Source organism: Rhizobium sp. TAL182 (assembly GCF_002117725.1).
GTDB lineage: Bacteria > Pseudomonadota > Alphaproteobacteria > Rhizobiales > Rhizobiaceae > Rhizobium > Rhizobium esperanzae.
Genome location: NZ_CP021024.1, coordinates 4,108,149 through 4,133,547, shown reverse-complemented (window position 1 = coordinate 4,133,547; position 25,399 = coordinate 4,108,149). Strand labels below are relative to the sequence as shown.

Genomic DNA, 25,399 nt, shown 5'->3' with positions numbered 1-25,399 from the left:
TGAGGCTTACTGGATGTCCAGAAGCCGTTCGAGGTACCGCCGTTCCATTTCCTGTGGCGGATTGTTGCCGAGCTTCTCGCGGATCGCATCGAGAATTTCGCGTGCGCGCTGAACGTCGATTTCGTCAGGCACCTTCACGCCATCGTCCTCGATATAGCCGTTGGTCATGCGTGGCCGTCCCAACGGATCCCGGCCGTTCTGATCGCCCTGGCCGACCTGGCCGTTCGGGCCCTGTCCCTGCTGGCCCCGTTGCGCCTGCATCATCTGGTTCATCATGTCGCGGGCACCCTGGCGAAGGGCTTCCAGGGCACGGCCCTGGCTCTCGACGGCCGTGTCGCCGCGGCCCTGGCCGAGCTCGCGGCCGGCGCCGTCCATCTCGCGTTGGGCCTGGCCGAAGCCCGGGCCGGGCTTCATGCCCATTTCGCCGAGTTTCTTCTGCAATTCTCCGAGCTGCTTGCCGAGGGCATCCTGCTGGGCGCGTAACTGTTTCAGTGCTTCCCTGAGCTGCTCGGCGGTCATCTGGTCGGAAGGTTGCTGGCCCTTACCTTGCTGGCTCTGGCCTTGCTGCCCTTGCTGCTGATCCTGCGGCTCGCCATTCTCTCCCGGCATCATCTCGTCGAGCAGTGGATCGTTTTCGCCCATATCGGATTCGCCACGCTGCATACGGTCCTTGAGCTGCTGATCGAGGCGGAAGGTTTCTTCCATCAGCTTCTGCTGATCGCGCAGGATCTCGCCGAGCTTGTCGATCTGCTTGCGGGCTTCGCTGTTTTCCTGACCCTGCTGGCCCCGCTGCGGCCGGCCAGCCTGCAGGTTGTTCATCATGCGCTGCAATTCCGACAGCATCTGCTGTGCCGCGTCGCGGTTGCCCGAGCGGGCGAGATTCTCGATCTGGTCCATCATCCGTTCCAGATCCTGCTGGCGCAGGATGTTCTGCGCATTCTGGTTCGGCTGCATCGTCGGGGCGTTCTGCATGCGTTCGGCAAGCTCCGTCAGATAGTCCTGCATCGCCTTGCGCAGCTCATCCATCAGCTTCTTGATCTCTTCGTCGGGCGCGTTGCGGTCCAATGCGTCGGCAAGCTTCTGCTGGGCTTCACGCAGCTTGCGCTCGGCAAGCGAAAGATCGCCGTCCTCCATGCCGAGCGCAATCTCCCAGAGATACTGGGCCGTATCCTTCAGCGCCTCCTCGCCCTTTGCCAGCTTCATGCGGGCCAAGGCCGATTCCAGCAGCAGGTAGTTGGTGAGCTTGGGGATGGTCTCCTCGGGACGGATGGTCAGCGCCTCGTTCAGCGCGATCGCCTGCGGCATCTTACGGGTATCGAGCGCGAAAACCTGCCGTTCCTCGGCGACGGCTGCGGCAAGCGGCTCGTTGAAGGGCCGCGACGGCAGCGTCATTTCGTAGGGCGGGCTGCGGCCGGTCTGGCCGGCGGCATCCTTGGCGACGAGGGTAATACGCACCGGCTTGCCGGCAAGCGGATGTTCGGTCAGAGTCCGGCTGGTCACGCCCTTGGCGTCGCGGGCGTTGCGGCGGGGAATATCCAGCCGGTACTCCGGCAGTGGATAGAGCGGCGTCGCCGCCGGATCGTTTTCCAGAGGAACGATCTCCGCATGGGCCTCCTGGACACCATAGTCGTCCTTGACGGTGAAGCCGATTTCCAGCGCGCCGTTGACGCTTGCCTTCGGCATGCCGTCAAAGGCGATTTCAGGCGCCTTGTCGGGCAGCACGTCGAAGCTCCAGCGGCGACCGTTGACCTCGAGCGCGCCATTTTCCTCAAGCTTCATCACATGCGTCTGTGCGATGAGGGCATTGTTGGCAGGCGCGCCGGCCGTCGGCTGCTCGCCGGCAGGTGCGCTTGCCTGCTGCGGCCTTGTGTCGGTCTGTACGGCGATATCCCGCGCCTCGCCGTTCGCCTTGCGGAACACGACCTTTTCGGCCGTCTTTCCGCCGCTGACGCGCACGGTGAGACCGGAAAACTGCGGAATGCCGATCGGCGCCTGTTCGCTGCCGTCGGCGGTCAGGTAAACCGGCGCGCGACCGGTATAAGAGGGCGGCGTCACCCAGGCGTCGATACGCACCGCCGGATCGACCGCCACCTGCTCGGGCGCTGACTGCAATGCGTCACTGACCGAGCCGCCGTTGAGCGACAGCGAATAGCCAAAAGCGGTGACGAGCAGCAGAGCAGGGATGGCGCGCAGGGCGAAGCGGTCATGTGCGGCGATATCAGGCTGCGGCATGCCGGCATCGAGTGCTGCGATCTTTTCGGCCATGCGCACTTGGTGCTCACGCCAAAGTGCCCGCGAAAAGGGCGTGTTGTAGGCGGGCTCGTCTTCCTGGACCGAAACTGGCTGGTGCGGCAGGCCATTGCGCTCTTCCAGCATGCGATCGGCTTCAGCGGTTTTCGGCCAGCGCAGATGGCGGAAGGGGACAAGCGAGACGAGGAACGCCGCGGCAAAGGCGATCAGCAGCAAGATGCGCAGCCAGTCCGGCACGTTGCGGAAGATGCCGAACCAGGAGGCCGAGAGATAAATGGCGACGATGCAGAGGACCGGCATCAGCAGCGGCAGCAGTTGCTCGAAGAAGAGCACGGTGCGCGCCAGCAGGCGTTTTGTCGTTACCAGCCGGGCAAGCGAGGGGCGGAGCGCGAATGCACCCTTCCTCTGCCTCGAGGGGCTTGTCATCGGTCCGGTCTCCGCGATCTGGCGTTCTGGTACAGAAGGCGCTTCCGGCGATTGCGGGGCAATACGCTCATGAACGAAAGGATAACACTCTTTGTGGCGAAGGCGAGGGCGAACGGGCAGGAATACCGCCTTTTCACGTTTATTCGCCGAAAAGTGATGTTGCTGCTAAAGCGCGTCGTGGTCTTTCAGATTCGCTTCTTGCGCTTTAACTCTTTGTTTTACGCCTGTCGTTATCGAAAAACCGCTTCACACTTTTGCGCGACATGCTCTAGTCGAGCCAGGCCGGAACGGAATCGAGGCTGATCAGCTCGGCATAGGTCCTGCGCGGGCGAATCACATGAAAATCGCTGCCCTTGACCAGAACCTCGGGCACCAGCAGACGGCTGTTATAGGTGCCGGCCTGGACGGCGCCATAGGCGCCGGCAGTGCTGACGGCCATCAGATCGCCGGGCTTCGGCATCGCCATTTCGCGGTCGAGCGCCAGATAATCGCCGGTCTCGCAAACGGGGCCGACCACATCGGCGCGGATGCGCGGCGCGTTTGCCGCCGAAATCGTCACCGGACGGATTTCGTGATAGGCCTCGTAGAGCGTCGGGCGAATGAGGTCGTTCATCGCACCGTCGACGATGACGAAAGTCTTCTCGCCGCCGTCCTTCACATAAAGAACTTCGGTGACGAGAATGCCGGCATTGCCGACGATCAGGCGACCGGGTTCGGTGACGATCTTGCAGTTCAGACCGCGCAGCTGGTTCTTGACGATCGCCGCATAGGCATCGGGCAGCGGCGGCGGATTGTTGTCATCCTTATAGGGAACGCCGAGGCCACCGCCGATATCGACGTGATGGATGGCGTGGCCGTCGGCACGCAACGTGGCGACGAGATCGCGCAGCAGCTTGAAGGCGTCGTCGAAGGGCTGCAGCTCGGTGATCTGGCTGCCGATATGCATGTCAATGCCGGTGACATCGATCCCCGGCAGCTTGGCGGCATGGGCATAGATGGCGCGGGCGCGATCCCAGGAAATGCCGAACTTATTTTCCTTCTTGCCAGTCGAGATCTTCGCATGCGTCTTGGCATCGACATCCGGATTGATGCGGAAGGAGACCGGTGCTCTCTTGCCGGCGTTGACGGCGCGCTGGTTGAGGATCTCGAGCTCAGGCTCAGATTCGACATTGAAGCAGTAGATGCCGGCCTCTAGCGCGAAATCCATCTCCTGCGGCGTCTTGCCGACGCCCGAAAACATGGTGCGGTTCGCCGGAATGCCGGCAGCAAGCGCACGGCGCAGTTCGCCTTCCGAGACGACGTCGATGCCGGCGCCGAGGCGTCCCAAGGTCTTCAGCACGGCTTGGTTCGAGTTCGCCTTCATCGCGTAGCAGACCATCGAGTCGACATCGGCGAAGGCTTCGGAGAAGACGCGATAGTGGCGCTCCAGCGTTGCGGTGGAATAGACATAGAACGGCGTACCGACCGCCTTGGCGATCTCGGGAACGGGGACGTTCTCGGCGTAAAGGATGCCGTCGCGGTAATCGAAATGGTTCACGGGGCGCGCGCCTTAAAGGAGAGGGTCAAGAAGGAAGGGCTTATCGACGGTGCCGGGCTGTTTCGTCGGCTTGGAAACGTCGCCTTCCTTCGTCGCCGCAGCACTCGGCGGATCGAGATCGCCCTTGCGTCCGCATCCGGCAACGGCAAGGCCGATGACGGCGAGCACCGCCGTCAGGCGGATGAGGTGCGGCAAGCTCTTCTGCATGGATATCCTCTTGTGCGGCGTATGGCTGATATCATTCATATCGAACGACGGGATCTTCATAGCGAAGTTTATCCGCCTTGTGCACCCTGATTGTTGGACGGCATTTCCGCGCTTTGCAGGAAGGGGGAGACGGCTTTCACCCGCCCGATCTCTCTCAATTGCGGGCGCGCCAGAAGGCGATCTGCTTGCGCACTTCAGAGGGCGCCGTGCCGCCGAAGCTCTTGCGGCTGGCGACCGAGGCTTCCACCGTCAACACGTCATAGACCTTGTCGGTGATTGCGGAATGAATCGCCTGCAGGTCGGAGAGCGGCAGCTCGGCAAGATCGCAGCCCTTGCTTTCGGCGAGCGCCACGGCGCGGCCGGTGACGTGATGGGCGTCCCGGAAGGGCAGGCCCGCTTCGCGCACCAGCCAGTCGGCAAGATCGGTCGCCGTCGAAAAGCCGGAGCCGGCCGCCGCCTTCATGCGCGCTGTGTTGACGGTCATGTCGCGTACCATGCCGGTCATGGCGGCGATCGCCAGCTCCAGGCTCTCGGCTGCGTCGAAGACCTGCTCCTTGTCTTCCTGCATGTCCTTGGAATAGGCGAGCGGCAGGCCCTTCATGATCGTCAGCAAGGCGATCAGCGAGCCGTTGATACGGCCGGTCTTGGCGCGCACCAGTTCGGCGGCATCGGGGTTCTTCTTCTGCGGCATGATCGAGGAGCCGGTCGAGAAGGCGTCGGATAGACGCACGAAACCGAATTGCGGCGTCGACCAGATGACGATCTCTTCCGCGAGGCGCGACAGATGCATGCCCGTAATCGCGGCGATCGCCAGGAACTCGATGGCGAAGTCGCGGTCGGAGACCGTATCGATGGAATTGCGGGTGGGCTCGCGGAAACCCAGTGCCTTGGCCGTCATGTGGCGGTCGATCGGATAGCCGGTGCCGGCCAGCGCAGCCGCGCCGATCGGGCTTTCGTCCAGATGTTCGATCGCGTGGCGCACGCGCGAACGGTCGCGGCCGAACATTTCGACATAGGCCATGCAGTGATGGCCGAAGGTGACGGGCTGGGCAGTCTGCAGATGGGTGAAGCCCGGCATGACGCTTTCGGCATGTTCCTCGGCGCGGTCGAGGAAGGCGGCAATCAGGCCGGTCAGCATCTTCTCGGTCTTCTCAAGCTCTTCCTTCACCCAGAGGCGGAAGTCGAGCGCCACCTGGTCGTTGCGCGAGCGGGCGGTGTGCAGGCGGCCGGCGGCCGGTCCGATCAGCGTTGCCAGGCGCGCTTCGATGTTCATATGGATGTCTTCGAGCCGGCGCGAGAATTCGAAATTGCCGCTTTCGATTTCTGACAGGATCGTGTTTAGCCCGTGAACGATCTTGTCCTTATCGTCCGATGAAATGATGCCCTGATGGGCGAGCATGGTCGCATGGGCGACGGAACCACGGATATCCTGGGCGAATAGCTTCTTGTCGAAACCGATCGAGGCATTTATCTCCTCCATGATCGCGTCCGGGCCGGAAGCGAAACGCCCGCCCCACATCTGGTTGGAGGATTTGGTGTCCGTGTTGCTCTCGGCCATAAGATGCCCGTCCTGGAGAATGAAATGACGACGAAAAAACCCTTCGGCCTGCCGTCCGGAAAACTGATCGCAATCGCCGCCGTCGCAGGTGTCGTTGCAGGTGCGGCAGCGGTATACGTGAAGGAGACGGGCATTGGCAATGGCATCGGCAGCAGCGCTTCGGCCGAATGCCCGTTGGCAAAGGGGCGCGCCGCCAATCTGACGCCGCTCATGAAGGGTCAGGTCGCCGCCATGGTTGCCGCCAACGAGCCGCGCAAACTGACCACTGTGTCCTTCAACGGACCGGATGGCAAACCGCTGACGCTCGATCATTTCGCCGGCAAGACCGTGCTGCTCAATCTCTGGGCGACATGGTGCGTGCCCTGCCGCGAGGAGATGCCGGCACTGAACGCTCTGGAAAAGGAGATGGGCAGCGACAAGTTCCAGGTCGTGCCGGTCAATATCGACACTGGCGACGATGAAAAGCCGAAGACTTTCCTTGCCGAGACCGGTGTCGATGCGCTGCAGCTTTACCGCGACAATACAATCGGCGTCTTCAATAGCCTGAAGAAGGAAGGTCTCGCTTTCGGCCTGCCGGTGACGCTGTTGCTCGACGACAAGGGCTGCCTGATTTCCGCCATGAACGGGCCTGCCGCCTGGGACAGCGAAGATGCAAAGGCGCTGATCAAGGGCGCAATCGAGTCGTGAGGATATCGCTCAGTCCCCATCGCCTCTTATGAGGAAGACGCCTGCGAGTCCGATCAGGACGCAACATTGCAGCAGGAACATGGGTGTTTCGGTCGACATGGCATTCCTCCCGTTCCCGGTAAGGAAAGCATTTCGCGGGCGTGCGGTCCATTCGCCCTTTCTGATGATGTCTGCTTACCGCGTCGGGACGGGCACTTCGCCACGATAATCGTAGAAGCCGCGGCCGGATTTGCGTCCGAGCCAACCGGCTTCGACATATTTCACCAGCAGCGGGCAGGGGCGATACTTGGAGTCCGCCAGGCCGTCATGCAGCACCTGCATGATCGACAGGCAGGTGTCGAGGCCGATGAAATCGGCAAGCTGCAGCGGCCCCATCGGATGGTTGGCGCCGAGCTTCATCGCCGTATCGATGGCGTCGACGGTGCCGACACCTTCGTAGAGCGTATAGATCGCCTCGTTGATCATCGGCAAGAGGATGCGGTTGACGATGAAGGCCGGGAAGTCCTCGGCGACGGTGACGGTCTTCTCCAGCGAGCCGACGAACTCCTTGGCGGCGGTGAAGGTCTTCTCATCGGTTGCAATGCCGCGCACCAGCTCGACCAGCTTCATCACCGGCACCGGGTTCATGAAGTGTATGCCCATGAAGCGCTCGGCGCGGTCGGTGGCGGCGGCAAGACGGGTGATGGAAAGCGAAGAGGTGTTGGTGGCCAGCAGCGCTTCCGGCTTCATCACCGGACAAACCTGGCTATAAATCTTGCGCTTGACGCTTTCGTCCTCGGTGGCCGCCTCGATGACGAGATCGGACGGGGCGAGATCGTTGACATCGGCGGAGCCTGATATGCGCGACAAGGTCGCCTTGCGCTCCTCGTCGGTCATCTTGCCGTTCGTCACCAGGCGGGCGAGATTGCCGTTGATGGTGGCGAGGCCGGATTCGATGCGGTCCTGCGAGAGATCGTAGATATGAACCCTGTAACCTGCGGCGGCCGAAACATGCGCGATGCCGCAGCCCATCTGGCCGGCACCGATAATACCAATATTCTTCAACACCGCATTCATCTCCAAACCCCCGCTCGGCAGTCGCCCCCGCGGTGCCGTATTATATTAGCAATACTGCCGGACGAAAGATCGCCCGGCAGTAAGTAGTAGACCGATAAAAGACAATTTTCCAGTCATTCGCAAGTGCGAAAGAAAGGCATTTGCCTCGCTCAGAGCGCCTTTTCCAGTTCCGGCAGTGCGTCGAAGAGATCGGCGACCAGACCATAGTCGGCAACCTGGAAGATCGGCGCCTCCTCGTCCTTGTTGATGGCGACGATCACCTTGGAGTCCTTCATGCCGGCCAGATGCTGGATGGCGCCGGAGATGCCGCAGGCGATATAGAGATCGGGCGCCACCACCTTGCCGGTCTGGCCGACCTGCCAGTCGTTCGGGGCATAACCGGCATCGACGGCGGCGCGCGATGCGCCGACGGCGGCACCGAGCTTGTCGGCAACCGGCAGGATGACCTCTTTGAACTTCTCGGCCGAGCCGAGCGCCCGGCCGCCGGAGATGATGACCTTCGCCGAGGTCAGTTCCGGACGTTCCGAGGCCGACAGCGCATCGGAGACGAAACGCGACAGGCCCGGATCGGAGACGGCCGGGATCGCCTCGACCGTTGCCGAACCGCCTTCAGCTGCCGAGGCGAAGGAGGCGGTGCGCACGGTGATCACCTTTTTGGCGTCGCTTGCCTGCACCGTCTGGATGGCATTGCCGGCATAGATTGGTCGCTTGAAGGTATCGGGGCTGACGACCTCGATGATCTCCGAGATCTGGGCGACATCGAGCAGGGCGGCGACCCGCGGCAGCACCGTCTTGCCGACCGAGGTGGCGGCCGAGACGATCGTGTCGTAGGAGCCGGCGAGCGAGACGATCAGGTCGGCCAGCGGCTCGGCGAGATTGTTGGCAAGCGCGTCGCTTTCGGCGAGCAGCACCTTGGTCACACCGGAAAGTTTTGCCGCCGCATCGGCCGCCGCTCTGGCAGCCTTGCCGGCAACCAGCACATGCACGTCGGCGCCGATCTGGCTTGCTGCCGTCAGTGCCTTGGCGGTCTGGTCGGAAAGGTGATTGCCGTCATGGTCGGCCAGAAGAAGAATGCTCATGATAGTTGCTCCTGTTCTTGCCCGTTACAGCACGCCGGCTTCGTTCTTCAGCCGGTCGATGAGTTCGGCGACCGACTTGACCTTGACGCCGGCCTTGCGGCCGGACGGCTCCTCGGTCTTCAGCACCTTCAGCCGCGGCGTCGTGGAGACGCCGAAATCGGCAGGAGCCTTCTTGTCGAGCGGCTTCTTCTTCGCCTTCATGATGTTCGGCAGCGAGGCATAACGCGGCTCGTTCAGGCGCAAATCGGTGGTCACGACCGCCGGCAGCTTGATCTCGATCGTCTGCAGGCCGCCATCGACCTCGCGGGTGACCGTCGCCTTGCCGTCGCCGATCTCGATCTTCGAGGCGAAGGTCGCCTGGGCCGAACCCAGCAGTGCCGCCAGCATCTGGCCGGTCTGATTGGAATCGTCGTCGATCGCCTGCTTGCCGACGATAACAAGACCCGGCTGTTCGGCATCGGCGACCGCCTTGAGGATCTTGGCGACGGCGAGCGGCTCGACCTGATCGTCGGTCTCGACCAGGATCGCCCGGTCGGCGCCCATGGCGAGCGCGGTGCGCAGCGTCTCCTCGGCCTTGGCCGGGCCGATCGACACCACCACCACTTCTTCCGCCTTGCCGGCCTCCTTCAGCCGCAGCGCCTCTTCCACCGAGATCTCGTCGAACGGGTTCATCGACATCTTCACGTTGGCAAGCTCGACACCCGCGCCATCCGGCTTAACCCGGATCTTCACGTTGTAGTCGACAACCCGCTTGACGGGCACGAGAATCTTCATGGGGGCCTTCCTTCAAGAGAAACTGGTTTCACGAGTTTTTTGGAAAATGCGCGCTCAGGCGCCGCTTCGATTGTCGAATGGCGACATGGATACGCGTTTTTCCTCCAAATACAACGCTTGCATGACGCCGGCGGGGAATCGCCGCGGCAATATATGGACGTTTACGTACACGTCAACATATTGATCAGCGCCGGCCTCGGCCCCAGGGAAGACGCTGCTCGTTGCGGCCGCCCGTGGCGGCCGCAACGGCGCCGGCTTCATCCCTTACGGCGCGGGGCGTTACGATTTCCCGGTCGAAGAGCGGCACGCCCGGACGGCGCAGGACGAGGATCAGCAGGGCACCGACAAGGATGCCGCCGACATGGGCGCCCCAGGAAACATCGCCATCCGGCGCAATCGCCAGCATGAAGAATTGCTGTCCGATCCACAAAAGCAGCGGCACGAAGGCCGGCAAGGGCAAGGGCACACGCAGGAACACCAGTACCCAGACCCTGACGCGCGGATGCAGCATGACATAGGCGGCAACGACGCCGGAGATCGCCCCGGAAGCGCCGACCAGCGGCGCCTCCGACGTCGTCGTCAGCAGACCATGGCAAAGGGCGCCGGCAGCCGCGCAGAGGAGGTAGAAAAGCAGGAAACGCATATGCCCCATCGCATCCTCGACATTGTCGCCGAAAACCCAGAGGAAGACCATGTTGGAGGCCAGATGCCAGAAACCCGCATGGACGAAGGCATAGGTGAGATAGGTCAGCGGCTCCGGCACGATTTCCAGTCCCTGTGCCAATTGCGCGTGGCCGAAGGCGATCGCCGGAATAAAGCCGAGACCAACCGTCGTCGCCTGGGCAGCCAGTTCGCTCTCCAGACTGGTGAAGAGCCAGACCGCGACATTCAGGATGATCAAGGCGAGGGTCACCCACTGGACCTTGATATGCTTCAGCGTATTGGCATCGTGAAGTGGTATGAACATAAGGCCCCCCGGCGATCGTGATCGCGGCAAACCTATCTGTTTTTTCCCGGAACCCAAAGCACATCCGCACGACCCTGGTCATTTGCATGACGGGCCGCGACGAAGAGGAAATCAGAGAGCCGATTGATATATTTCATCGCGGTTTCGCCGACGATCTCCCCGTCCGTGCGCGCAAGCGTGACCATCAGGCGCTCGGCGCGGCGCGCGATCGTGCGGGCCAGATGCAGATGGGCGGCAGCCGGGCTGCCGCCCGGCAGGATGAAGGATTTCAGCGGATCCAGATCGGCGTTCAGCCGGTCGATATCGCATTCGATCCGCTCGACCTGCGTCTCGACGATCCGCAACGGCTCGTAGACCGGGGGCTCGCCGGTGTCGGGAGTGGCGAGATCGGCGCCGAGGTCGAAGAGATCATTCTGGATCGACATCAGCATCGCGTCGAGCTCGGGCAAGCCTGTCGTGTGAAGCCGCGCCAAGCCGATCGCGGAATTGGCCTCATCGATCGTGCCGTAGGCGGCGACGCGCAGGTCATCCTTCCTTCGGCGCCGGCCAGCGGCCAGTCCAGTCGTGCCGTCGTCGCCGGTTTTCGTGTAAATCTTGTTGAGCTTCACCATGCCGCACCGCCTGTCAGGGGGAGGGCGGCCGCCTCCGCCCAACCTCCGTGCTCGGGCTTGACCCGAGCATCCACACCGCATCCGTCGGCGGTTAGGAGGATGGGTCCTCGGGTCAAGCCCGAGGACGACGGAAGGTGGGGTTGGCCTTTTCGCCAAACCGGCCCCGGCATACTGACGCACACCGCGTCAGGGTGCTTCCTCGAGCCAGCGCTTGCCTCACCTCCCTCATTCCTGTGCTCGTCACAGGAATCCAGTGCGCCCAAGTCCTTGGGCGCGGGAGACTTCTTCAATGGCAGGCTATGGTCATTCACGGCGCGAACTCGCCGTGGCTTCATTCCTGTGACGAGCACAGGAATGAGGGAGGATATGTTTGCGTGCATCATTAAAATCCCCGCTCCATGGTCCCTCAGCTCGGACGGCCGCCGCCGGTGATCCAGAGTGTGATCATAATCAGGACGACGGCGATTGCCTGCAACAGAACACGAAGCTGCATCAGCTTGTTGGAAAGGTTGGCATCACCGCCCTTCATCATGTTGAAGAGGCCGCGGATCAGCACGAGGGCGACGAGGCCCATGACGATGATTGCAAGAATATAGGTGGCCGTGGACATGGTATTCAACTTTCTCGATCAATCGGTCCAGCGCATCAGATTGTAGAAGAGGTCCGCCGGAAGCAGCCGCTTCAGGAGCATGCCCTGTTTAGCCGGAGTCGTTACAGGATAATGTGGCCTTGGTCTTTTCGAGTTCAATGCGTGTTTCAATGCCGAGTAGACCGCGTCCGGACCAAGTTTGTGGCGGTTGACCGGCCCGGAGCCGTCAAGCCTCGCCAACTGTCTGGCATAATCGGCTGCGTGCGGCGAATTCTCGAGATCGATATTTTCCTTGATCTTTGCGAGCGCGTTGGCGGTGAAACGCGTGGCGATCGGCCCGGGCTCGATCAGGCTCACATGGATGCCGCTGCCGTAGAGTTCCATGCGCAGGGTGATGCTGAGGCCCTCGAGGGCAAATTTCGAGGCAGTATAGGCACCGCGATAGCGATAGGGAACCAGGCCGAGAATGGAGGAGCATTGCACGATCCGTCCGCGACCATGTTCGCGCATCGACGGAATGAGCTGCCGCGTCAATTCGTGCCAGCCGAAGAAGTTCGCTTCGAACTGCGCGCGCAACGCCGCCGTCGACAGATCCTCGACCGCGCCAGGCTGGCCATAAGCACCGTTGTTGAAGAGCGCGTCGATGCGGCCGCCGCTGCGATCGAGGACCGCGGCTACCAGGTCGGAGATGGTGTCGGCTCTGGCATAGTCCATCACGAAAACTTCGATGCCGTCGGTTTCCAGCGCCGGCAGATCATCGGCTTTGCGCACCGTCGCAAAGACACGCCAGCCATCGGTTTTCAGCGCTCGGGCGCAGTAAGCGCCGATGCCGGAGGAACAGCCGGTGACGACGATTGTGCGCTGTTCCGCCATGGAATGATTCCTGTACAAAATGGGACTCGTTTCCCATATTCGACCAGAGGATACAATCTGGAAGCCGGGGACGGAATGCGGAAGGTGCTGCGCACGAGCTACGACGTGGTCTATGACGCGATCTGTCACATGGTCGAGGACGATGGCTTTGCAATGGCGAGCCACGTGGCGCTGTCGAGCCTGCTTGCGGTTTTCCCGTTCCTGATCTTCGGCACGGCGCTTGCAAGCTTCCTCGGCGCCGATCAGTTTTCCTCCACCGCCATTCACCTGATCTTCGACACCTGGCCGGAAGCGATCGCCAAGCCGCTCGCCGACCAGGTGCTCCAGGTCCTGACCATTCAGCGCGGCGGGCTGCTGACGATCTCGGTGCTGGCGGCGGCCTATTTCGCTTCGAACGGCGTCGAAGCGCTGCGCATCTCGCTCAACCGTGCCTATCGGGTGCAGGAAACGCGGCCGTGGTATTTCACCCGCCTCGCCAGCCTCGGCTATGTGCTGATTGCCGTCATCATCTTCGCGGCGATCAGCATCCTGCTGGTGGCGGTGCCATTGGCTCTCGACTATGCCCGGAAGTGGCTTCCGCTGTTTGCCGATACGCTCGACGTCGTCTTCAGCTGGCGCATCTACGGCACGCTTGTCGTGCTCACCGTCGGCCTGCTGGTCATGCATCTGTGGCTGCCGGCCGGCAAGCGGCGGGTGTTCGACGTCATTCCCGGCGTGCTGCTGACGCTGCTTCTGTGGCTGGCCGGTGCGTTGGTCTTTGCCTATTATCTCGCGACCTTCGCCAATTATACCGCAACCTATGCCGGTCTCGCCTCGGTGATGATCGTGCTGATCTTCCTCTACATGGTCGGCGTCATCTTCATCATCGGCGCAGAGATCAACGCGGCGCTGATCAAGTTCCGCGTCTTCCGGATGTTCTCGCACACACTTTCGATCGTCGGCAGGGAGCGTGTCAAACGGCGGTCAGAGCCCGACGAGGCGGCGAATATCGGCCCCTGACATGCCCTGGGCACGCAATTCGGCAAGGCCGCTGTCACCTTCGCTTTTCGAAAGCTTGCGGCCATCGGTATCGAGAATGAGACGATGGTGGTGATAGAGGGGCTGCGGCAGGCCGAGCAGCACCTGCAGCAGCCGGTGCACCGATGTAGCGTGGAAGAGGTCGAGCCCGCGTACGACATGAGTGACGCCCTGCAGCGCATCGTCGACGACCACCGAAAGATGATAGCTCGAGGGGGCATCCGAGCGAGACAGGATGACGTCGCCCCAGACGTCGGGTTCGGCGGCGATCTCGCCTGTCCTGCCGTCGCCGGTTTCGGTCCAGAACAGCAGTTCGCCGATCAGGTCGAGCGCCTTGCGCATATCGAGCCGCCAGGCATGTTTTTTGCCCGAAGAAAGAATATCCCGCCATTCGGCCTCGGACCGCTCGCGATCAATCGGCGGATAATGCGGCGTGCCATCGGGGTCGCGCGGCCAGGACTGGCCCGTTACCTCGTAGGCGGAGACACACGCCTTCACCTCGCCGCGTGTCAAGAAGGCCGGGTAGACCAGGCCGCGCTCGATCAATGCGTGGAGCGCCGCCTGATATTCCGGGAAATGTTCCGACTGGCGCCGCACCGGGCTTTCCCAGTCGATAGCAAGCCAGTCGAGATCCCTCAGGATGCCGGCCTCGAATCTGGGGGTGCAGCGCGTCTGATCGATATCCTCGATGCGCAGCAGAAGGCGGCCATTTTCGGCTTCGGCCATGTCGCGGTTCAAAAAGGCCGACAGCGCATGGCCGAGATGCAGCGATCCGTTGGGACTCGGCGCAAAACGAAAGACAGGTTTTTGACGCTCGCTCGTGGTCATGCTTTCTTCTGCCACGGATTCAAGTTTCGAACCACTGGGAGGACGCGTGCAGATCATCCGCAACGACGATGACGTCAGGCTGGGACTCGACGCGCTGCTTGTCCTCGATCCGCGGCTTGCACCGATTGCAGCGGATGCAGGGCCTGTTCCCCTACGGCTGCGCGAACCCGGTTTTGCCGGCCTTGCCCATATCATCGTCTCGCAAATGGTTTCGCGCGCCAGCGCCGAGGCGATCTGGCGGCGCATGCTGGCGGCGGACGGGCAGCTGACCGCCGAAAGTTACGCGCTGCTTGCGCCTGATGCTTGGCGGGAATTCGGCCTGTCGCGCGCCAAGGCCGATACGCTGTCACGGGTTGCTGAGGCCGTTGCCTCCGGCCGCCTCGATCTTTCCGGACTCTGCCTGAAGCCGCCGGACGAAGCGCTTGGCGAACTCACCGCCTTGAAGGGCGTCGGTCCATGGACGGCGGAGGTCTATCTGATGTTCTGCGGCGGCCACGCCGATGTCTTTCCGGCTGGCGATGTGGCGCTGCAGAATGCCGTCGGCGCTGCGCTTGGACTTGCGGCGCGGCCGCAAACAAAGGCGCTTGCCAAGCTTTCGGAGATCTGGTCGCCATGGCGCTCCGTGGCGGCGCGGCTTTTCTGGGCCTATTACGCCACGAAAATGCGGCACGACATGTTGCCGATGGGCTGATCGGCAACACTCTTCAAATTGCCTTTATCCTCTGAATTTATTCGACTTCACAATCCTGTAACAACCGGCCTAATATACAGGTGCAGATGCCGAATCGATCAGGAGAGTCCCTTGACGATTGCAGTCTCCCCGCAGGCCCTGCCGGCGCTCGTCCTGAACGCCGACTACCGGCCGCTGAGTTATTATCCCTTGTCGCTCTGGTCCTGGCAGGACGCGATCAAGGCGGTCTTCCTCGACCGTGTGAACATCATCGCGGAATATGAACACTCGGTCTCCTCACCGAGCTTTTCAATGCGGCTTCCGAGTGTCGTGTGCCTGAAGACTTACGTTCAGCCATCGCGCAATCCGGCTTTCACCCGGTTCAACGTCTTCCTGCGCGACCGGTTCGAGTGCCAGTATTGCGGCTCTCATGACGACCTGACTTTCGACCACGTCATCCCGCGTGCCCATGGCGGCGAGACGACCTGGGAGAATGTCGTGGCAGCCTGCTCGCCCTGCAATCTGCGCAAGGGCAGCAAGCTTCCGAAGCAGGCGGGCATGTTCCCGGCGCAGAAGCCCTATCAGCCGACGGTGCAGGATCTGCACAATAACGGCCGGCTGTTTCCGCCCAACTATCTGCATGAAAGCTGGCTCGACTATCTCTACTGGGATACCGAACTGCAGCCCTGATAGGCTCGCCTCACGCAGATTTGCGGACGCCGACGAAGGCGAAAGCTGCGAGCAGAATGCCGGCGATCACGTTCCAGCCTGCAAAAGAGAGGCCAAGCACCCTGAGCGCCGCATCGGTGCAGGATGGGCCTTTGATCGTATTGAGCTCAGTGAGCAGATCGCCGGCATTGCTCGTCATGCTGTTTGCAGTCGTCGAGCAGGTCGCCGGCCCCGGCCAGAAATGCCATTCCACGCCAGCGTGATAGACGCCCATGCCGGCCGTCACCAGCATCAGGATGCCGGCAGCAAGCAGCATTGCGCGGGAAATCCAGTTCGGCAGACCGGCAAGCTCGCAGATGGCAGCGAGAATGGCGATCGGGATGGCATAATAATAGGGCTGGCGCTGCAGCAGGCAGAGTGCGCAGGGAATATAGCCGCCGATATACTGGAAGCCGAGCGCGGCACCGACCACCGCCGCCATGCCGATAGCGAGCAATATGGAATAGGTAAAGCCGGGGCGGGCGAGCGGCGAGGAAACAGTCATGGCGGAACTCCGCAAAATAGGCCTAGTGAGCGAAAGAGCGGTAGCCGACATATAGCACGATCACCGCACCAGCACCGATGCCTACGATCTGGCCGAGGCGCTTTTCGATGAAATGCCGGATCGGCTCGCCGTAGCGGCGCAGCAGCCAAGCGAGGAACAGGAAACGCGCGCCGCGCGCAACAATCGCCGAAACGATGAAAAGACCGAGATTGACGTGGATGACGCCGGACAGGATGGTCACGACCTTGATCGGCGGCAGATGCGCGATACCCGAAGTGACGAGCAGCAGCAGGATCCACTCGTAGCTGACATAGGCCTTCATCTGCTCAAAGGCATCGAGCTTGCCGTAGAATTCGAGAACCGGTCGCGCCACCGTCTCATAGGCGTAAAAGCCGAGCGCCCAGCCGGCGATGCCGCCGAGCACGGAGGCGACGGTCGCAATCAGCGCATAGCGGTAGGAGCGTTCCGGCTTGGCAAGCGCCATCGGCAGAAACAGCACATCGGCGGGGACGAGAAAGACGGAGCTTTCGACGAAGGCGATGACGGCGAGCCAGACTTCGGCCGATTTGCGCGAGGCCAGAGACATGGTCCAGTCGTAAAGTCTGCGAAGCATTCCATTCCTTTCCTATTGCGGTGCAAAAAGCTTTAGGGGTCGTATGCGGCGCTGTAAATGCTCGCCTGTGTCCTTCGTGCCACCGCCGTCTAAAAATTTTGTGATGCAGAGGCGTCGCCGCCTCTCCCAAGATTTCATGGGATTGCGAATCGGCCATTCTGCGGCAAGGTTTACGTGGTCGACGTGCAGGGTGGCATGAGAATGTTCAAAGTGATCGAAGGCGGCCTTGGGCGGGCCGTGCAAATAAATGACCGGGCCGAAGCGAGCCCGGGACCGAGCAGGGAAGACGTGCGCCAGGAAGCGAATCGGCGGCTCAAGGAAAGCGGTTATCACCCGTCCCGCATCCGGGAATTTGCCACCGGCGTGCCGATGCTGGCCTCCCTGAAATACCTGTCGCTGCAGATCGATTTCGCAGCCGAGACCTTGTCGCGGCTCGACCCGATTCCGGGCGATTTCCGCTCCGATGGCTATTGGCCGGCGGGTTGAGACGAGCGCCGCGCCCTCAGGACAGATCCATCGACTTTTCCCATTGCTGGCGCAGGACGTTCATTTCGGTGCGCTTCTGCGCCATTTCGCTGACGATGGCGCGCAAGTTGGGATGATGCGACATGAACATGTTGAAATCGCGCCGCTCGAGCACCTCGAACTGACAGAAGTCGACGGCGATGACGTCTGCCGTGCGCCTTCCGCCGCTCAGCAACGCCATTTCCCCGAAGAAGGCGCCCGGTTCCAGGCGAATCGCGCCGCTGGCGAGACGCACTTCGACCGCACCTGAGGAGATGAAATACATGCTGTCGCCGCGATCGCCGCGACGGATGACACGTTCGCCTGGTGGAGCCGACTTCGCCTTGAAGAGCAGCAGCAGCTCTTCCTGCGCATCCTCCCCGACCTGAGAGAACAGCGGAAACGTTTCGATCAGCTGCTGCATCTTCAGCTGATGCTGGCGTTCGCGTTCTTCGCCGAGCGCCCTGATCTTTTCCAGTTCTTTGCCGAGCGTCTTCTGCCTCTTTCTGCCGAAACTTTCGAAGAGGGAGGGCCATTGCGCATGGATATGTTTCTTCAGGCCCTCGGTTGCGACGATCACGATCGGGTTGAGGGTGATCGACAGGATCGCTGCGGCAAGGATCAGATCCTGGCCTTCATGCGGCAGAAGCCCGAGCGAGACGCCGAGGCCGGCGAGGATGAAGGAAAATTCACCGATCTGGGCAAGGCCGCCGGCCAAGGTCAGCCCCATGCCGATCGGATATCTGAGCAGCATGACGATGGCGAAGGTAATGACAGCCTTGCCGAGAATGACGAGGGCCAGGGCGCCGATCACGGCCAGCGGCTGGCGAACCAGGATCGAGGGGTCGAAGAGCATGCCGACCGAGACGAAGAACAGCACGGAGAAGGCGTTCTGCAAGGGCAGCGAATCGGCCGCTGCTCTGTGGCTGAGCTGGGATTCGCTCATGACGACGCCGGCGAAAAAGGCGCCGAGTGCAAAGGAGACGCCGAAAATCGCCGCCGAGCCGAAAGCGATGCCGAGCGCGATCGCCAGCACCGTCAGCGTGAAGAGTTCGCGCGAGCCGGTGCGGGCGATCATCGTCAGCAGCCAGGGCACGATACGGGGGCCGAGGAAGATCGCCATGGCGGCGAAGGCCAGCACCTTGAACAAGGTCAGTCCGATCGTCAGCACCAGCGGCAGCTCACCGAGGCCGTGATTGGTATCGACGGCGTGGCCACCGAGAAGCTCTGCCAGCGCCGGCAGCAGCACCAGGGCCAGCACCATCACCAGATCCTCGACGATCAGCCAGCCGACGGCGACGCGCCCGCTCGGCGCATTGACGAGATTGCGTTCCTCCAGCGCCTTCAGGAGCACGACCGTACTCGCCACCGAGAGGCTGAGCCCGAAGACGACGCCGGCGCCGAGGCTCCAGCCCCAGAGCATGCAGAGGCCGATGCCCAGCAGCGTGGCCAGGATAATTCGGCCGATCGCGCCCGGCACCGCGATCCCGCGTACGGCAAGCAGGTCGGATGCGGAAAAATGCAGGCCGACGCCGAACATCAGCAGGATGACGCCCATTTCGGCAAGCTGACCGGCAAGGGCGGTATCGGCGACGAAGCCTGGCGTGAGCGGCCCGATCAGGATACCGGCCATCAGATAGCCGACGAGCGGCGGCAGCCGCAGCCGGTCGGCGCCATAACCGAGGACCGCCGCGAAAACAAAACTGACGGCGACCGTCGCAATGAGTCCCACTTCCTGATGCACGTCTGCCCTCGCCTGATGGTAACGGCCGCCACCTTGGACGAAGCGCAAGCAAAATTAAATAGTTGATTTGCGTTTTGCGGCTGCTCTGGGAGGTGTCGGCTTGGTCGCGAACAATAAATTCCACGTTTATTCGAGAATGACAGGGTTGCCGCTGATGTCGGAACCACTTCCCTTTTGCTTCGTTGGCCCTTTAGACAAGGAGAAACGACATGAGAAAGATCATTCTGAACTGTGCCGTGACGGCCCTTGCCGCCTGCTCGTTTGCAGCGCCTGTCCTCGCCGACAGCGTTTATGTCAGGGAGCGTTCCTATGACGATGACTATCGTTACGAGCGAGTGCGGCCCGGCATCACCATCAGCGAGCGCGGCGTGACCTTCGGCGTGCGCGAACGCGAGCATCGTCGCTATCGACATGATGGCTGCGATGTCAGGAGCGTCACCCGTCAGACCGATGAAGGCGAAGTGACCAGGACGGTCAGGCGCTGCTATTGACAAAAATTCGCGACAAAGACGAAGCCCGGCTCCCGCAAGCCGGGTTTTCGCCTTTCGCGTGGCACGCAGGCGCAATGCGGTGGTGGAAGTGATCAGGCGGTGTTATGAGCACCCTTTCGTTCGAAGCGCATTTTCGGCGCACAGAACCCGCACAGGAATTTTTCAGTATGATTGAGCTTACCCCATCCCAGATTGTTGCACTCAAGCTCGCCAAGGCCGGAGATCTCTATCCTCAGCCGGCGAATAAATGGACGCATCAGAACGCGACGGTGACCTACGCAAAGACCGACCGCTGGAAAGAGCGGCCGCAGAAGGTGAAATCGGTCACGGCTAAGACGCTGGGCGAGTTGAAAGAGCCGGGCTTCCTCGAGCGGCGTCACCTCGACGATGACGCATCAAAAGATGTCTACGGCATCACGATGGCCGGCAAGATGTGGCTGCTGAAGAACAAGTAGTTTCGGGCAGATGTGAATTCGTTCCGTGTTTCCGCGTCAGCTTGATGATGCGGAGGCGCGACACGATTGTATTCGGGATAATGGCGCCGCTAAGCGGAGCATCATCGAACCAGTCCGCCTTCGCTTAGCTGCTCTCTTCGGCTCGCCGAGCCGAAGCTCATAGAGCGGAGGCTGGTGCCCCATGCCGGGGTCGAACCAGCACTTCTTTCGAAACTCGATTTTGAGTCGAGCGCGTCTACCAATTCCGCCAATGGGGCAACGGATACGGACGGGCGGCTGTCTAACATGCGAGAACCCGCGCGCGCAAGACGGGCCGGCGAAGTTATCGCATGAAGCGTTGGAGGATCCGGCCTGGTTTCGAGGCCGGATCCTTTTTCATATCAGTGGACGGCGGCAGGTGCCGGGTTGGTCAGGCCGGACTTCTTCAGCGTGATCGCCAGGATCGAAGCTAAGAGGCAGAAAGCGCCGGCGACGAAGAAGGCGGGCAGGTAGCTCGACAGCTCCGTGCGCGACAGGCCGGCGCCATAGGCGGCGGTGGCGGCGCCCAGCTGATGGCCGGCAAAGACCCAGCCGAAGACGAGGCCGGCCTTTTCGCGGCCGAAGCGGTCGGCGGCAATCTTGACGGTTGGCGGCACGGTGGCGATCCAGTCGAGACCGTAGAAGATCGCGAAGATCGAGAGGCCGTAAAAGCTGAAATCGCTGAAGGGCAGATAGAGCAGCGAGAGACCGCGCAGGCCGTAATACCAGAACAGCAGCCAACGATTGTCGAAGCGATCGGAGAGCCAGCCGGAGCCGATGGTGCCGAAGAAATCGAAGATGCCCATGACGGCAAGCACGCTGGCGGCTGCCACCGGCACGATCCCGAAATCGCCGCACAGGGTGACGAAATGCGTCTGGATCAGGCCGTTGGTGCTAAGGCCGCAGATGAAGAAGGTGGCAAACAGGATCCAGAAAGTCGAGGTCGTCGAGATTTCGCGGAGCGTGGTGATCGGCGTCATCAGCGCAGCGCCGAGCGTCGTGCGGGCCGGCGCAGGCGCGACATGGGCTTCTCCCAGCGACGGCAGGTTCACGTCAGAGGGACGGTCACGCATGAAGAGAAGGACGAGAAGCGCGGCAAGCATGATCATGGCGCAGACGAAGAACACGGTGGCCCGCCAGCCGTAACGTTCGGTGAGTTCCGCCATCAGCGGCAGGAAGACGAGTTGGCCGGTTGCCGAGCTCGCCGAGAGCATACCGACGACAAGGCCGCGGTGCTTGACGAACCAGCGCGTCGAAACCGTTGCCGCCAGCACCATAGCTGTCAGGCCGGTGCCGAAGCCGACGACGATGCCCCACAGGGCCAGCAGATGCCAAAGCTTGGTCATGAACAGCGAACCGATGAAGCCTGAGCCGATCAGCGCCAGTGCAAAGACGATGACCTTTCGCACGCCGAAATAATTCATGAAGGCGGCGGCGAACGGGCCCATGAAACCGAAAAGGAGCAAGCGAATCGCCAGTGCGGAGGAAATCTGCGCCGTTTCCCAGCCGAACTCGTCCTGGAGCGGCTTGATGAGGACGCCGGGGGCGCCCATGGCGCCTGCCGTCACCAGCATGGTCAGGAAGGTCGCGGCAACGACGACCCAACCGTAATGAATGTTGCGCCGCGCAAGGGAGGAGGCAAGAACTGCTGAAACCATGAGGGGATTCCATTCGAATTCAGGTGGGGAAGACAGAGCCGCTTTACATGATGGCCATCATATTTGTTGCTTATTGATGATAGACATCATATATTTTGTCAAGCGACGATTTCTGGAGATGAAGATGCGGGTCAGCCGCGAAAAATTTGTCGAGAACCGCGAGAGGATTCTCGATGTTGCCGGCGTGCTCTTTCGCGAGAACGGTTTCGATGGCGTCGGCGTTGCCGATATCATGAAAGCGGCGGGGCTGACGCATGGCGGCTTCTACGGCCACTTCAGTTCGAAGGACGAACTGGCGCTTGAGGTCAGCCGCAAGCTGATCGACAAGGTCGAGACGCGCTGGAGGGAACATATTGCCGAGTCACCCGACCGGCCGCTGCAGGCACTTCTCGACCATTATATTCATTGGCGCACGGTTGACGATCCGGGCGGCAGCTGTGTTTTCGCGACCTTGATTCAGGAGGTGAGCCGCAGCCGCGGCGCGATGCGCGCGGTCTTCAGCGACGGTCTGTCCGTATTGGTCGACACACTTGCCGATATCGTTGCCGGCGAGACCGAGGAGGAGCGTCGCGCCAATGCAGCGACGACGCTCTCATCGATGATGGGGGCCGTCATTCTTGCCCGCGCCGTCGAGGACAGGGCGCTTGCCGAGCAGTTTCTGGTGACGATGCGCCGGCAGCTCGATCCCGCCAACCGGACATAATCCGAGCCCGGAAGCCGAGGGTCCGACCCTCCCCACGCCAGTCTGCCCATCGAGATGCCAACGGCTATTTGAAGCCGGCGATGGCGTGCGGGATGTAGGGCGCTTCGAGTTCCGCGATTTCCTCGGCGGTGAGTTTGACCGATAGCGAGGCGACGGCATCCGCCAAGTGGTTCGGCTTGGAAGCGCCGATGATCGGGGCGGTCACCACACTCTTCTGCAGGATCCAGGCCGTGGCTATCTGGGCGCGGGAGATGCCGCGGGCTCTAGCGATTTCGGCCACGGCATCGACGATCTTGCGGTCGGCATCGATGGACTGCGTGTAGAGCGTCTTGCCGAATTCGTCGGTTTCGCTGCGCGCCGTCGTCTCGTCCCAGTCGCGGGTCAGGCGGCCGCGGGCCAGCGGGCTCCAGGGAATGACGGCGATCTTCTGGTCTTCGCAGAAGGGCAGCATTTCGCGCTCTTCCTCGCGGTAAAGCAGGTTCAGGTGGTTCTGCATACTGACGAACTCGGTCCAGCCGTTCAGCCGGGAGACATAAAGGGCCTTGGCGAATTGCCAGGCATACATCGACGAGGCGCCGATATAACGCGCCTTGCCCGATTTGACGACGTCATGCAGCGCTTCCAGCGTTTCCTCGATCGGCGTCGTATAGTCGAAACGATGGATCTGGTAGAGGTCGACATAGTCGGTGCCGAGGCGGCGCAGGCTATTGTCGATCTCGTCGAAGATCGCTTTGCGCGACAGACCGGCGCCGTTCGGGCCCGGCCGCATGCGGTTGAACACCTTGGTCGCCAATACGATGTCCTCGCGCTTGGCGAAGTCTTTGATGGCACGGCCGACGATCTCCTCCGAGGAGCCGTTGGAATAGGTGTTGGCGGTGTCGAGGAAATTGATGCCGAGGTCGATCGCCTGCTTGATCATCGTCCGGCTTTCCTCTTCCCGCAGGCTCCAGGCATGATTGCCGCGGCCGGGATCACCGAAGGTCATGCAGCCGAGGCAGATTTTCGAGACTTCGAGACCGGTCTTTCCAAATTTGACGTATTCCATGAAACGACTCCAGAATTGAGATAACCCCGCACGGCGTTTCATGATCTAGTGCGAAGCCGCCAACGTCGCAGGGGGCTGAATGAGAAATCTGCGGGCGGCAAGTACAATGGTGCGTGATGGGGCCGCCGTTTTGTCTGCGGCTTGCGTATCCGCGCCGCAAGGTGTTAGCTGCTGCAGCATTTCACCGGAATTCGACTATGCGACTGCCGTCCTTCGATCGTTATGGCGATCTCTACCGTGATTTTTCCTGGCGGATTCCGGAGGATTTCAATATCGGCCGCGCCGTCAGCGACGAATGGGCGGTGCGAGATCCGGAGCGTGTCTGTCTGGAGCATTTCAGCCCGGACGGCGACCATCTTTCACTGACCTATGGTGAACTTTCCGCGGCCTCATCGATGTTCGCCAATGCGCTGGCATCGCTCGGCATCAAGCGCGGTGATCGCGTCGCTCTGCTGATGCCCCAGTCCTTCGAGACCGTGATTGCGCACGTCGCGATCTATAAAATGGGTGTGATCGCCCTGCCGCTGGCGTTGCTGTTCGGCATCGAGGCGCTTGAATATCGGCTCAGAATCTCAGGCGCGGCGGCAATCATCACCAATGATTTCGGCCTCGATCGTGTCCGGCAAATTCGCGATCGGCTGCCGGAGCTGCGACATGTGATCAGTGTCAGCGAGGCTGCCGACGCCCTCTCCTTTGCCGATCTGACCGCCTCGCATGCGCCGGTCTTCGAGGGAGAGAAGACAACGCCCGACGATCCGGCGCTGATGATCTTCACCTCGGGCACGACGGGGCCGCCCAAGGGCGCATTGCATGGCCACCGTGTTCTGCCCGGGCATATCCCCGGCATGCAGTTCGCCCATGAAGGGTTTCCCAAGGCGGGCGACAAGGTCTGGACCCCGTCCGACTGGGCTTGGGCCGGCGGTCTGCTCAATGCGTTGCTGCCGAGCCTTCTGCTCGGCATTCCCGTCGTCTCGTCGCCGGCGCAGAAATTCGACGCCGACGCGGCCTATCGGATCATGGCGAAGATGAAGGTGCGCAATGCCTTCATCCCGCCGACGGCGCTGCGGCTGATGCGATCGGTTTCCGATCCGCGCTCGAAATATGATCTGGTGCTGCGCACGATCGGCTCGGCGGGAGAAGCGCTCGGCCGCGAGACCTATGACTGGGCGCGGCGCACGCTCGGCGTCACCGTTAACGAATTCTACGGCCAGACGGAGTGCAATTTCGTGCTGTCGTCGAGTGCCGCCTTTGGTGTCACCAAGGCCGGCGCCATCGGACGCGCGGTGCCGGGACATCGCGTCGCGATCGTCAGCGAGGCCGGCGACGAGCTGCCGGCGGGCGAATCCGGTCAGATCGCCATCGCCAGTCCCGATCCCGTCATGTTCCTCGGCTATTGGAACGATGCGGCGGCGACCGAGCGAAAATTTCTCCACGGCTGGCTGCTTACCGGCGACATCGGCCGGCAGGACGAAGACGGCTACGTCACCTTCGAAGGCCGCGACGACGACGTCATCACCTCGTCCGGATATCGCATCGGTCCGGCCGAGATCGAGGATTGCCTGATCGGCCATCCCGCCGTGCAGCTTGCCGCGGCCGTCGGCAAACCCGATGCGGTGCGCACCGAGATCGTCAAGGCCTATATCGTGTTGTCACCCGGTCATTCGCCGAGCGAGGCGCTGGCCGCCGAAATCAGGGAATGGGTGAAGATGCGGCTTTCGATGCACGAATATCCGCGCGAGGTGGAATTCGTCGAGTCATTGCCGTTGACCACAACCGGCAAGGTCATCCGCCGGCTGCTGCGCGAGAAAGCTGCGGCTGAAGGCTAA

Annotated in this window: 26 protein-coding genes and 1 tRNA gene; 9 read left to right on the top strand and 18 right to left on the bottom strand. The window is 61.8% G+C overall.

What is annotated here, in order from left to right; genetic code table 11:
* Positions 1-6: 6 nt before the first annotated feature.
* The 4 genes from Tal182_RS20560 to argH all read right to left on the bottom strand — a co-directional run bounded on the left by Tal182_RS20560 (position 7) and on the right by argH (position 5,978).
* Positions 7-2,676 carry a TIGR02302 family protein gene (locus tag Tal182_RS20560; RefSeq protein WP_085860584.1) on the bottom strand — a complete coding sequence of 890 codons (2,670 nt, stop codon included), beginning with the start codon at positions 2,674-2,676 and terminating at the stop codon, positions 7-9.
* Positions 2,677-2,944: 268 nt separating this feature from the next.
* A complete protein-coding gene (lysA, locus tag Tal182_RS20555; RefSeq protein WP_085860583.1) occupies positions 2,945-4,213 on the bottom strand; it encodes a diaminopimelate decarboxylase in 1,269 nt (422 codons plus the stop codon).
* A gap of 12 nt (positions 4,214-4,225) precedes the next feature.
* Positions 4,226-4,420 carry a lipoprotein gene (locus tag Tal182_RS20550; protein ID WP_003582619.1) on the bottom strand — a complete coding sequence of 65 codons (195 nt, stop codon included), beginning with the start codon at positions 4,418-4,420 and terminating at the stop codon, positions 4,226-4,228.
* 154 nt (positions 4,421-4,574) lie between these two features.
* On the bottom strand, positions 4,575-5,978 hold the full coding sequence (gene argH / locus Tal182_RS20545) for an argininosuccinate lyase (RefSeq protein ID WP_085860582.1): 1,404 nt from the start codon (positions 5,976-5,978) through the stop codon (positions 4,575-4,577).
* A gap of 24 nt (positions 5,979-6,002) precedes the next feature.
* Here argH and Tal182_RS20540 point away from each other — a divergent pair, with 24 nt between their 5' ends.
* Positions 6,003-6,665 carry a TlpA disulfide reductase family protein gene (locus Tal182_RS20540; protein ID WP_085860581.1) on the top strand — a complete coding sequence of 221 codons (663 nt, stop codon included), beginning with the start codon at positions 6,003-6,005 and terminating at the stop codon, positions 6,663-6,665.
* A gap of 174 nt (positions 6,666-6,839) precedes the next feature.
* On the opposite strand, the gene Tal182_RS20535 is transcribed toward Tal182_RS20540, so the two are convergent.
* The 7 genes from Tal182_RS20535 to Tal182_RS20500 all read right to left on the bottom strand — a co-directional run bounded on the left by Tal182_RS20535 (position 6,840) and on the right by Tal182_RS20500 (position 12,614).
* Positions 6,840-7,721 carry a 3-hydroxybutyryl-CoA dehydrogenase gene (locus Tal182_RS20535; protein WP_064805274.1) on the bottom strand — a complete coding sequence of 294 codons (882 nt, stop codon included), beginning with the start codon at positions 7,719-7,721 and terminating at the stop codon, positions 6,840-6,842.
* A gap of 149 nt (positions 7,722-7,870) precedes the next feature.
* Positions 7,871-8,800, bottom strand: a complete 930-nt coding sequence (locus tag Tal182_RS20530; protein WP_085860580.1) for an electron transfer flavoprotein subunit alpha/FixB family protein — start codon at positions 8,798-8,800, stop codon at positions 7,871-7,873.
* Between the two features lie 24 nt (positions 8,801-8,824).
* Positions 8,825-9,574, bottom strand: coding sequence for an electron transfer flavoprotein subunit beta/FixA family protein (locus Tal182_RS20525; protein ID WP_085860579.1), 750 nt, complete (start codon positions 9,572-9,574; stop codon positions 8,825-8,827).
* 184 nt (positions 9,575-9,758) lie between these two features.
* On the bottom strand, positions 9,759-10,541 hold the full coding sequence (locus tag Tal182_RS20520) for a rhomboid family intramembrane serine protease (RefSeq protein ID WP_085860578.1): 783 nt from the start codon (positions 10,539-10,541) through the stop codon (positions 9,759-9,761).
* Positions 10,542-10,573: 32 nt separating this feature from the next.
* A complete protein-coding gene (locus Tal182_RS20515; RefSeq protein ID WP_064811447.1) occupies positions 10,574-11,152 on the bottom strand; it encodes a cob(I)yrinic acid a,c-diamide adenosyltransferase in 579 nt (192 codons plus the stop codon).
* Positions 11,153-11,558: 406 nt separating this feature from the next.
* On the bottom strand, positions 11,559-11,762 hold the full coding sequence (locus tag Tal182_RS20505) for a twin transmembrane helix small protein (protein WP_064805263.1): 204 nt from the start codon (positions 11,760-11,762) through the stop codon (positions 11,559-11,561).
* A gap of 18 nt (positions 11,763-11,780) precedes the next feature.
* Positions 11,781-12,614, bottom strand: a complete 834-nt coding sequence (locus Tal182_RS20500; protein WP_085860576.1) for an SDR family oxidoreductase — start codon at positions 12,612-12,614, stop codon at positions 11,781-11,783.
* A gap of 75 nt (positions 12,615-12,689) precedes the next feature.
* Here Tal182_RS20500 and Tal182_RS20495 point away from each other — a divergent pair, with 75 nt between their 5' ends.
* Complete coding sequence (locus Tal182_RS20495) at positions 12,690-13,613, top strand: YihY/virulence factor BrkB family protein (RefSeq protein WP_064805259.1); 924 nt, start codon at positions 12,690-12,692, stop codon at positions 13,611-13,613.
* Here the strand turns inward: Tal182_RS20495 and gluQRS are convergent.
* On the bottom strand, positions 13,578-14,459 hold the full coding sequence (gluQRS, locus tag Tal182_RS20490; protein WP_064811445.1) for a tRNA glutamyl-Q(34) synthetase GluQRS: 882 nt from the start codon (positions 14,457-14,459) through the stop codon (positions 13,578-13,580). The genes Tal182_RS20495 and gluQRS overlap by 36 nt on opposite strands.
* On the opposite strand from gluQRS, the gene Tal182_RS20485 reads away from it, so the two are divergent.
* Together Tal182_RS20485 and Tal182_RS20480 are read left to right on the top strand one after the other, a co-directional pair.
* The gene (locus tag Tal182_RS20485; RefSeq protein ID WP_085860575.1) at positions 14,458-15,150 is read left to right on the top strand and encodes a DNA-3-methyladenine glycosylase; all 693 of its coding nucleotides are present in this window, start codon (positions 14,458-14,460) and stop codon (positions 15,148-15,150) included. The two genes, gluQRS and Tal182_RS20485, sit on opposite strands and share 2 nt — an antisense overlap.
* A gap of 111 nt (positions 15,151-15,261) precedes the next feature.
* Positions 15,262-15,819: an HNH endonuclease gene (locus Tal182_RS20480; RefSeq protein ID WP_064710619.1), complete on the top strand. Its 558-nt coding sequence runs from the start codon at positions 15,262-15,264 to the stop codon at positions 15,817-15,819.
* Positions 15,820-15,829: 10 nt separating this feature from the next.
* Here Tal182_RS20480 and Tal182_RS20475 read toward each other — a convergent pair whose 3' ends face one another.
* Positions 15,830-16,342 (bottom strand): disulfide bond formation protein B, encoded by a 513-nt coding sequence (locus Tal182_RS20475; protein WP_064811443.1) that lies wholly within the window; start codon positions 16,340-16,342, stop codon positions 15,830-15,832.
* A gap of 22 nt (positions 16,343-16,364) precedes the next feature.
* On the bottom strand, positions 16,365-16,955 hold the full coding sequence (locus Tal182_RS20470) for a YqaA family protein (RefSeq protein WP_064805251.1): 591 nt from the start codon (positions 16,953-16,955) through the stop codon (positions 16,365-16,367).
* 195 nt (positions 16,956-17,150) lie between these two features.
* Here Tal182_RS20470 and Tal182_RS20465 point away from each other — a divergent pair, with 195 nt between their 5' ends.
* Positions 17,151-17,441 (top strand): hypothetical protein, encoded by a 291-nt coding sequence (locus tag Tal182_RS20465; protein ID WP_085861007.1) that lies wholly within the window; start codon positions 17,151-17,153, stop codon positions 17,439-17,441.
* Between the two features lie 16 nt (positions 17,442-17,457).
* Here the strand turns inward: Tal182_RS20465 and Tal182_RS20460 are convergent, their stop codons facing one another.
* Positions 17,458-19,203: a cation:proton antiporter gene (locus Tal182_RS20460; protein ID WP_085860574.1), complete on the bottom strand. Its 1,746-nt coding sequence runs from the start codon at positions 19,201-19,203 to the stop codon at positions 17,458-17,460.
* 209 nt (positions 19,204-19,412) lie between these two features.
* Here Tal182_RS20460 and Tal182_RS20455 point away from each other — a divergent pair, with 209 nt between their 5' ends.
* Positions 19,413-19,694, top strand: a complete 282-nt coding sequence (locus tag Tal182_RS20455; RefSeq protein ID WP_064805249.1) for a hypothetical protein — start codon at positions 19,413-19,415, stop codon at positions 19,692-19,694.
* A gap of 167 nt (positions 19,695-19,861) precedes the next feature.
* Complete coding sequence (locus tag Tal182_RS20450) at positions 19,862-20,149, top strand: hypothetical protein (RefSeq protein ID WP_064697599.1); 288 nt, start codon at positions 19,862-19,864, stop codon at positions 20,147-20,149.
* A 172-nt stretch (positions 20,150-20,321) separates the two neighbouring features.
* Here Tal182_RS20450 and Tal182_RS20445 read toward each other — a convergent pair.
* Both Tal182_RS20445 and Tal182_RS20440 read right to left on the bottom strand, forming a co-directional pair.
* A tRNA-Leu gene (locus tag Tal182_RS20445) sits at positions 20,322-20,406 on the bottom strand.
* A 123-nt stretch (positions 20,407-20,529) separates the two neighbouring features.
* Positions 20,530-21,825, bottom strand: coding sequence for an MFS transporter (locus Tal182_RS20440; protein ID WP_085860573.1), 1,296 nt, complete (start codon positions 21,823-21,825; stop codon positions 20,530-20,532).
* A 124-nt stretch (positions 21,826-21,949) separates the two neighbouring features.
* On the opposite strand from Tal182_RS20440, the gene Tal182_RS20435 reads away from it, so the two are divergent.
* Entirely contained in the window at positions 21,950-22,528 is a 579-nt protein-coding gene (locus tag Tal182_RS20435; protein WP_085860572.1) for a TetR/AcrR family transcriptional regulator, read from the top strand.
* Between the two features lie 64 nt (positions 22,529-22,592).
* Here the strand turns inward: Tal182_RS20435 and Tal182_RS20430 are convergent, their stop codons facing one another.
* Positions 22,593-23,573 (bottom strand): aldo/keto reductase, encoded by a 981-nt coding sequence (locus Tal182_RS20430; protein WP_085860571.1) that lies wholly within the window; start codon positions 23,571-23,573, stop codon positions 22,593-22,595.
* Between the two features lie 197 nt (positions 23,574-23,770).
* Between Tal182_RS20430 and Tal182_RS20425 the strand changes: the two genes are divergently transcribed.
* On the top strand, positions 23,771-25,399 hold the full coding sequence (locus tag Tal182_RS20425) for an AMP-binding protein (protein WP_085860570.1): 1,629 nt from the start codon (positions 23,771-23,773) through the stop codon (positions 25,397-25,399).

What these genes read in the sequence shown, in the direction of transcription:
- Tal182_RS20560 (WP_085860584.1), bottom strand. Translation starts at nt 2,676, where the DNA reads ATGACAAGCCCCTCGAGGCAGAGGAAGGGTGCATTCGCGCTCCGCCCC.
- Tal182_RS20550 (WP_003582619.1), bottom strand. Translation starts at nt 4,420, where the DNA reads ATGCAGAAGAGCTTGCCGCACCTCATCCGCCTGACGGCGGTGCTCGCC.
- argH (WP_085860582.1), bottom strand. Translation starts at nt 5,978, where the DNA reads ATGGCCGAGAGCAACACGGACACCAAATCCTCCAACCAGATGTGGGGC.
- Tal182_RS20540 (WP_085860581.1), top strand. Translation starts at nt 6,003, where the DNA reads ATGACGACGAAAAAACCCTTCGGCCTGCCGTCCGGAAAACTGATCGCA.
- Tal182_RS20535 (WP_064805274.1), bottom strand. Translation starts at nt 7,721, where the DNA reads ATGAATGCGGTGTTGAAGAATATTGGTATTATCGGTGCCGGCCAGATG.
- Tal182_RS20530 (WP_085860580.1), bottom strand. Translation starts at nt 8,800, where the DNA reads ATGAGCATTCTTCTTCTGGCCGACCATGACGGCAATCACCTTTCCGAC.
- Tal182_RS20525 (WP_085860579.1), bottom strand. Translation starts at nt 9,574, where the DNA reads ATGAAGATTCTCGTGCCCGTCAAGCGGGTTGTCGACTACAACGTGAAG.
- Tal182_RS20520 (WP_085860578.1), bottom strand. Translation starts at nt 10,541, where the DNA reads ATGTTCATACCACTTCACGATGCCAATACGCTGAAGCATATCAAGGTC.
- Tal182_RS20515 (WP_064811447.1), bottom strand. Translation starts at nt 11,152, where the DNA reads ATGGTGAAGCTCAACAAGATTTACACGAAAACCGGCGACGACGGCACG.
- Tal182_RS20505 (WP_064805263.1), bottom strand. Translation starts at nt 11,762, where the DNA reads ATGTCCACGGCCACCTATATTCTTGCAATCATCGTCATGGGCCTCGTC.
- Tal182_RS20500 (WP_085860576.1), bottom strand. Translation starts at nt 12,614, where the DNA reads ATGGCGGAACAGCGCACAATCGTCGTCACCGGCTGTTCCTCCGGCATC.
- Tal182_RS20495 (WP_064805259.1), top strand. Translation starts at nt 12,690, where the DNA reads ATGCGGAAGGTGCTGCGCACGAGCTACGACGTGGTCTATGACGCGATC.
- Tal182_RS20485 (WP_085860575.1), top strand. Translation starts at nt 14,458, where the DNA reads ATGCTTTCTTCTGCCACGGATTCAAGTTTCGAACCACTGGGAGGACGC.
- gluQRS (WP_064811445.1), bottom strand. Translation starts at nt 14,459, where the DNA reads ATGACCACGAGCGAGCGTCAAAAACCTGTCTTTCGTTTTGCGCCGAGT.
- Tal182_RS20475 (WP_064811443.1), bottom strand. Translation starts at nt 16,342, where the DNA reads ATGACTGTTTCCTCGCCGCTCGCCCGCCCCGGCTTTACCTATTCCATA.
- Tal182_RS20470 (WP_064805251.1), bottom strand. Translation starts at nt 16,955, where the DNA reads ATGCTTCGCAGACTTTACGACTGGACCATGTCTCTGGCCTCGCGCAAA.
- Tal182_RS20465 (WP_085861007.1), top strand. Translation starts at nt 17,151, where the DNA reads ATGAGAATGTTCAAAGTGATCGAAGGCGGCCTTGGGCGGGCCGTGCAA.
- Tal182_RS20455 (WP_064805249.1), top strand. Translation starts at nt 19,413, where the DNA reads ATGAGAAAGATCATTCTGAACTGTGCCGTGACGGCCCTTGCCGCCTGC.
- Tal182_RS20450 (WP_064697599.1), top strand. Translation starts at nt 19,862, where the DNA reads ATGATTGAGCTTACCCCATCCCAGATTGTTGCACTCAAGCTCGCCAAG.
- Tal182_RS20440 (WP_085860573.1), bottom strand. Translation starts at nt 21,825, where the DNA reads ATGGTTTCAGCAGTTCTTGCCTCCTCCCTTGCGCGGCGCAACATTCAT.
- Tal182_RS20435 (WP_085860572.1), top strand. Translation starts at nt 21,950, where the DNA reads ATGCGGGTCAGCCGCGAAAAATTTGTCGAGAACCGCGAGAGGATTCTC.
- Tal182_RS20430 (WP_085860571.1), bottom strand. Translation starts at nt 23,573, where the DNA reads ATGGAATACGTCAAATTTGGAAAGACCGGTCTCGAAGTCTCGAAAATC.
- Tal182_RS20425 (WP_085860570.1), top strand. Translation starts at nt 23,771, where the DNA reads ATGCGACTGCCGTCCTTCGATCGTTATGGCGATCTCTACCGTGATTTT.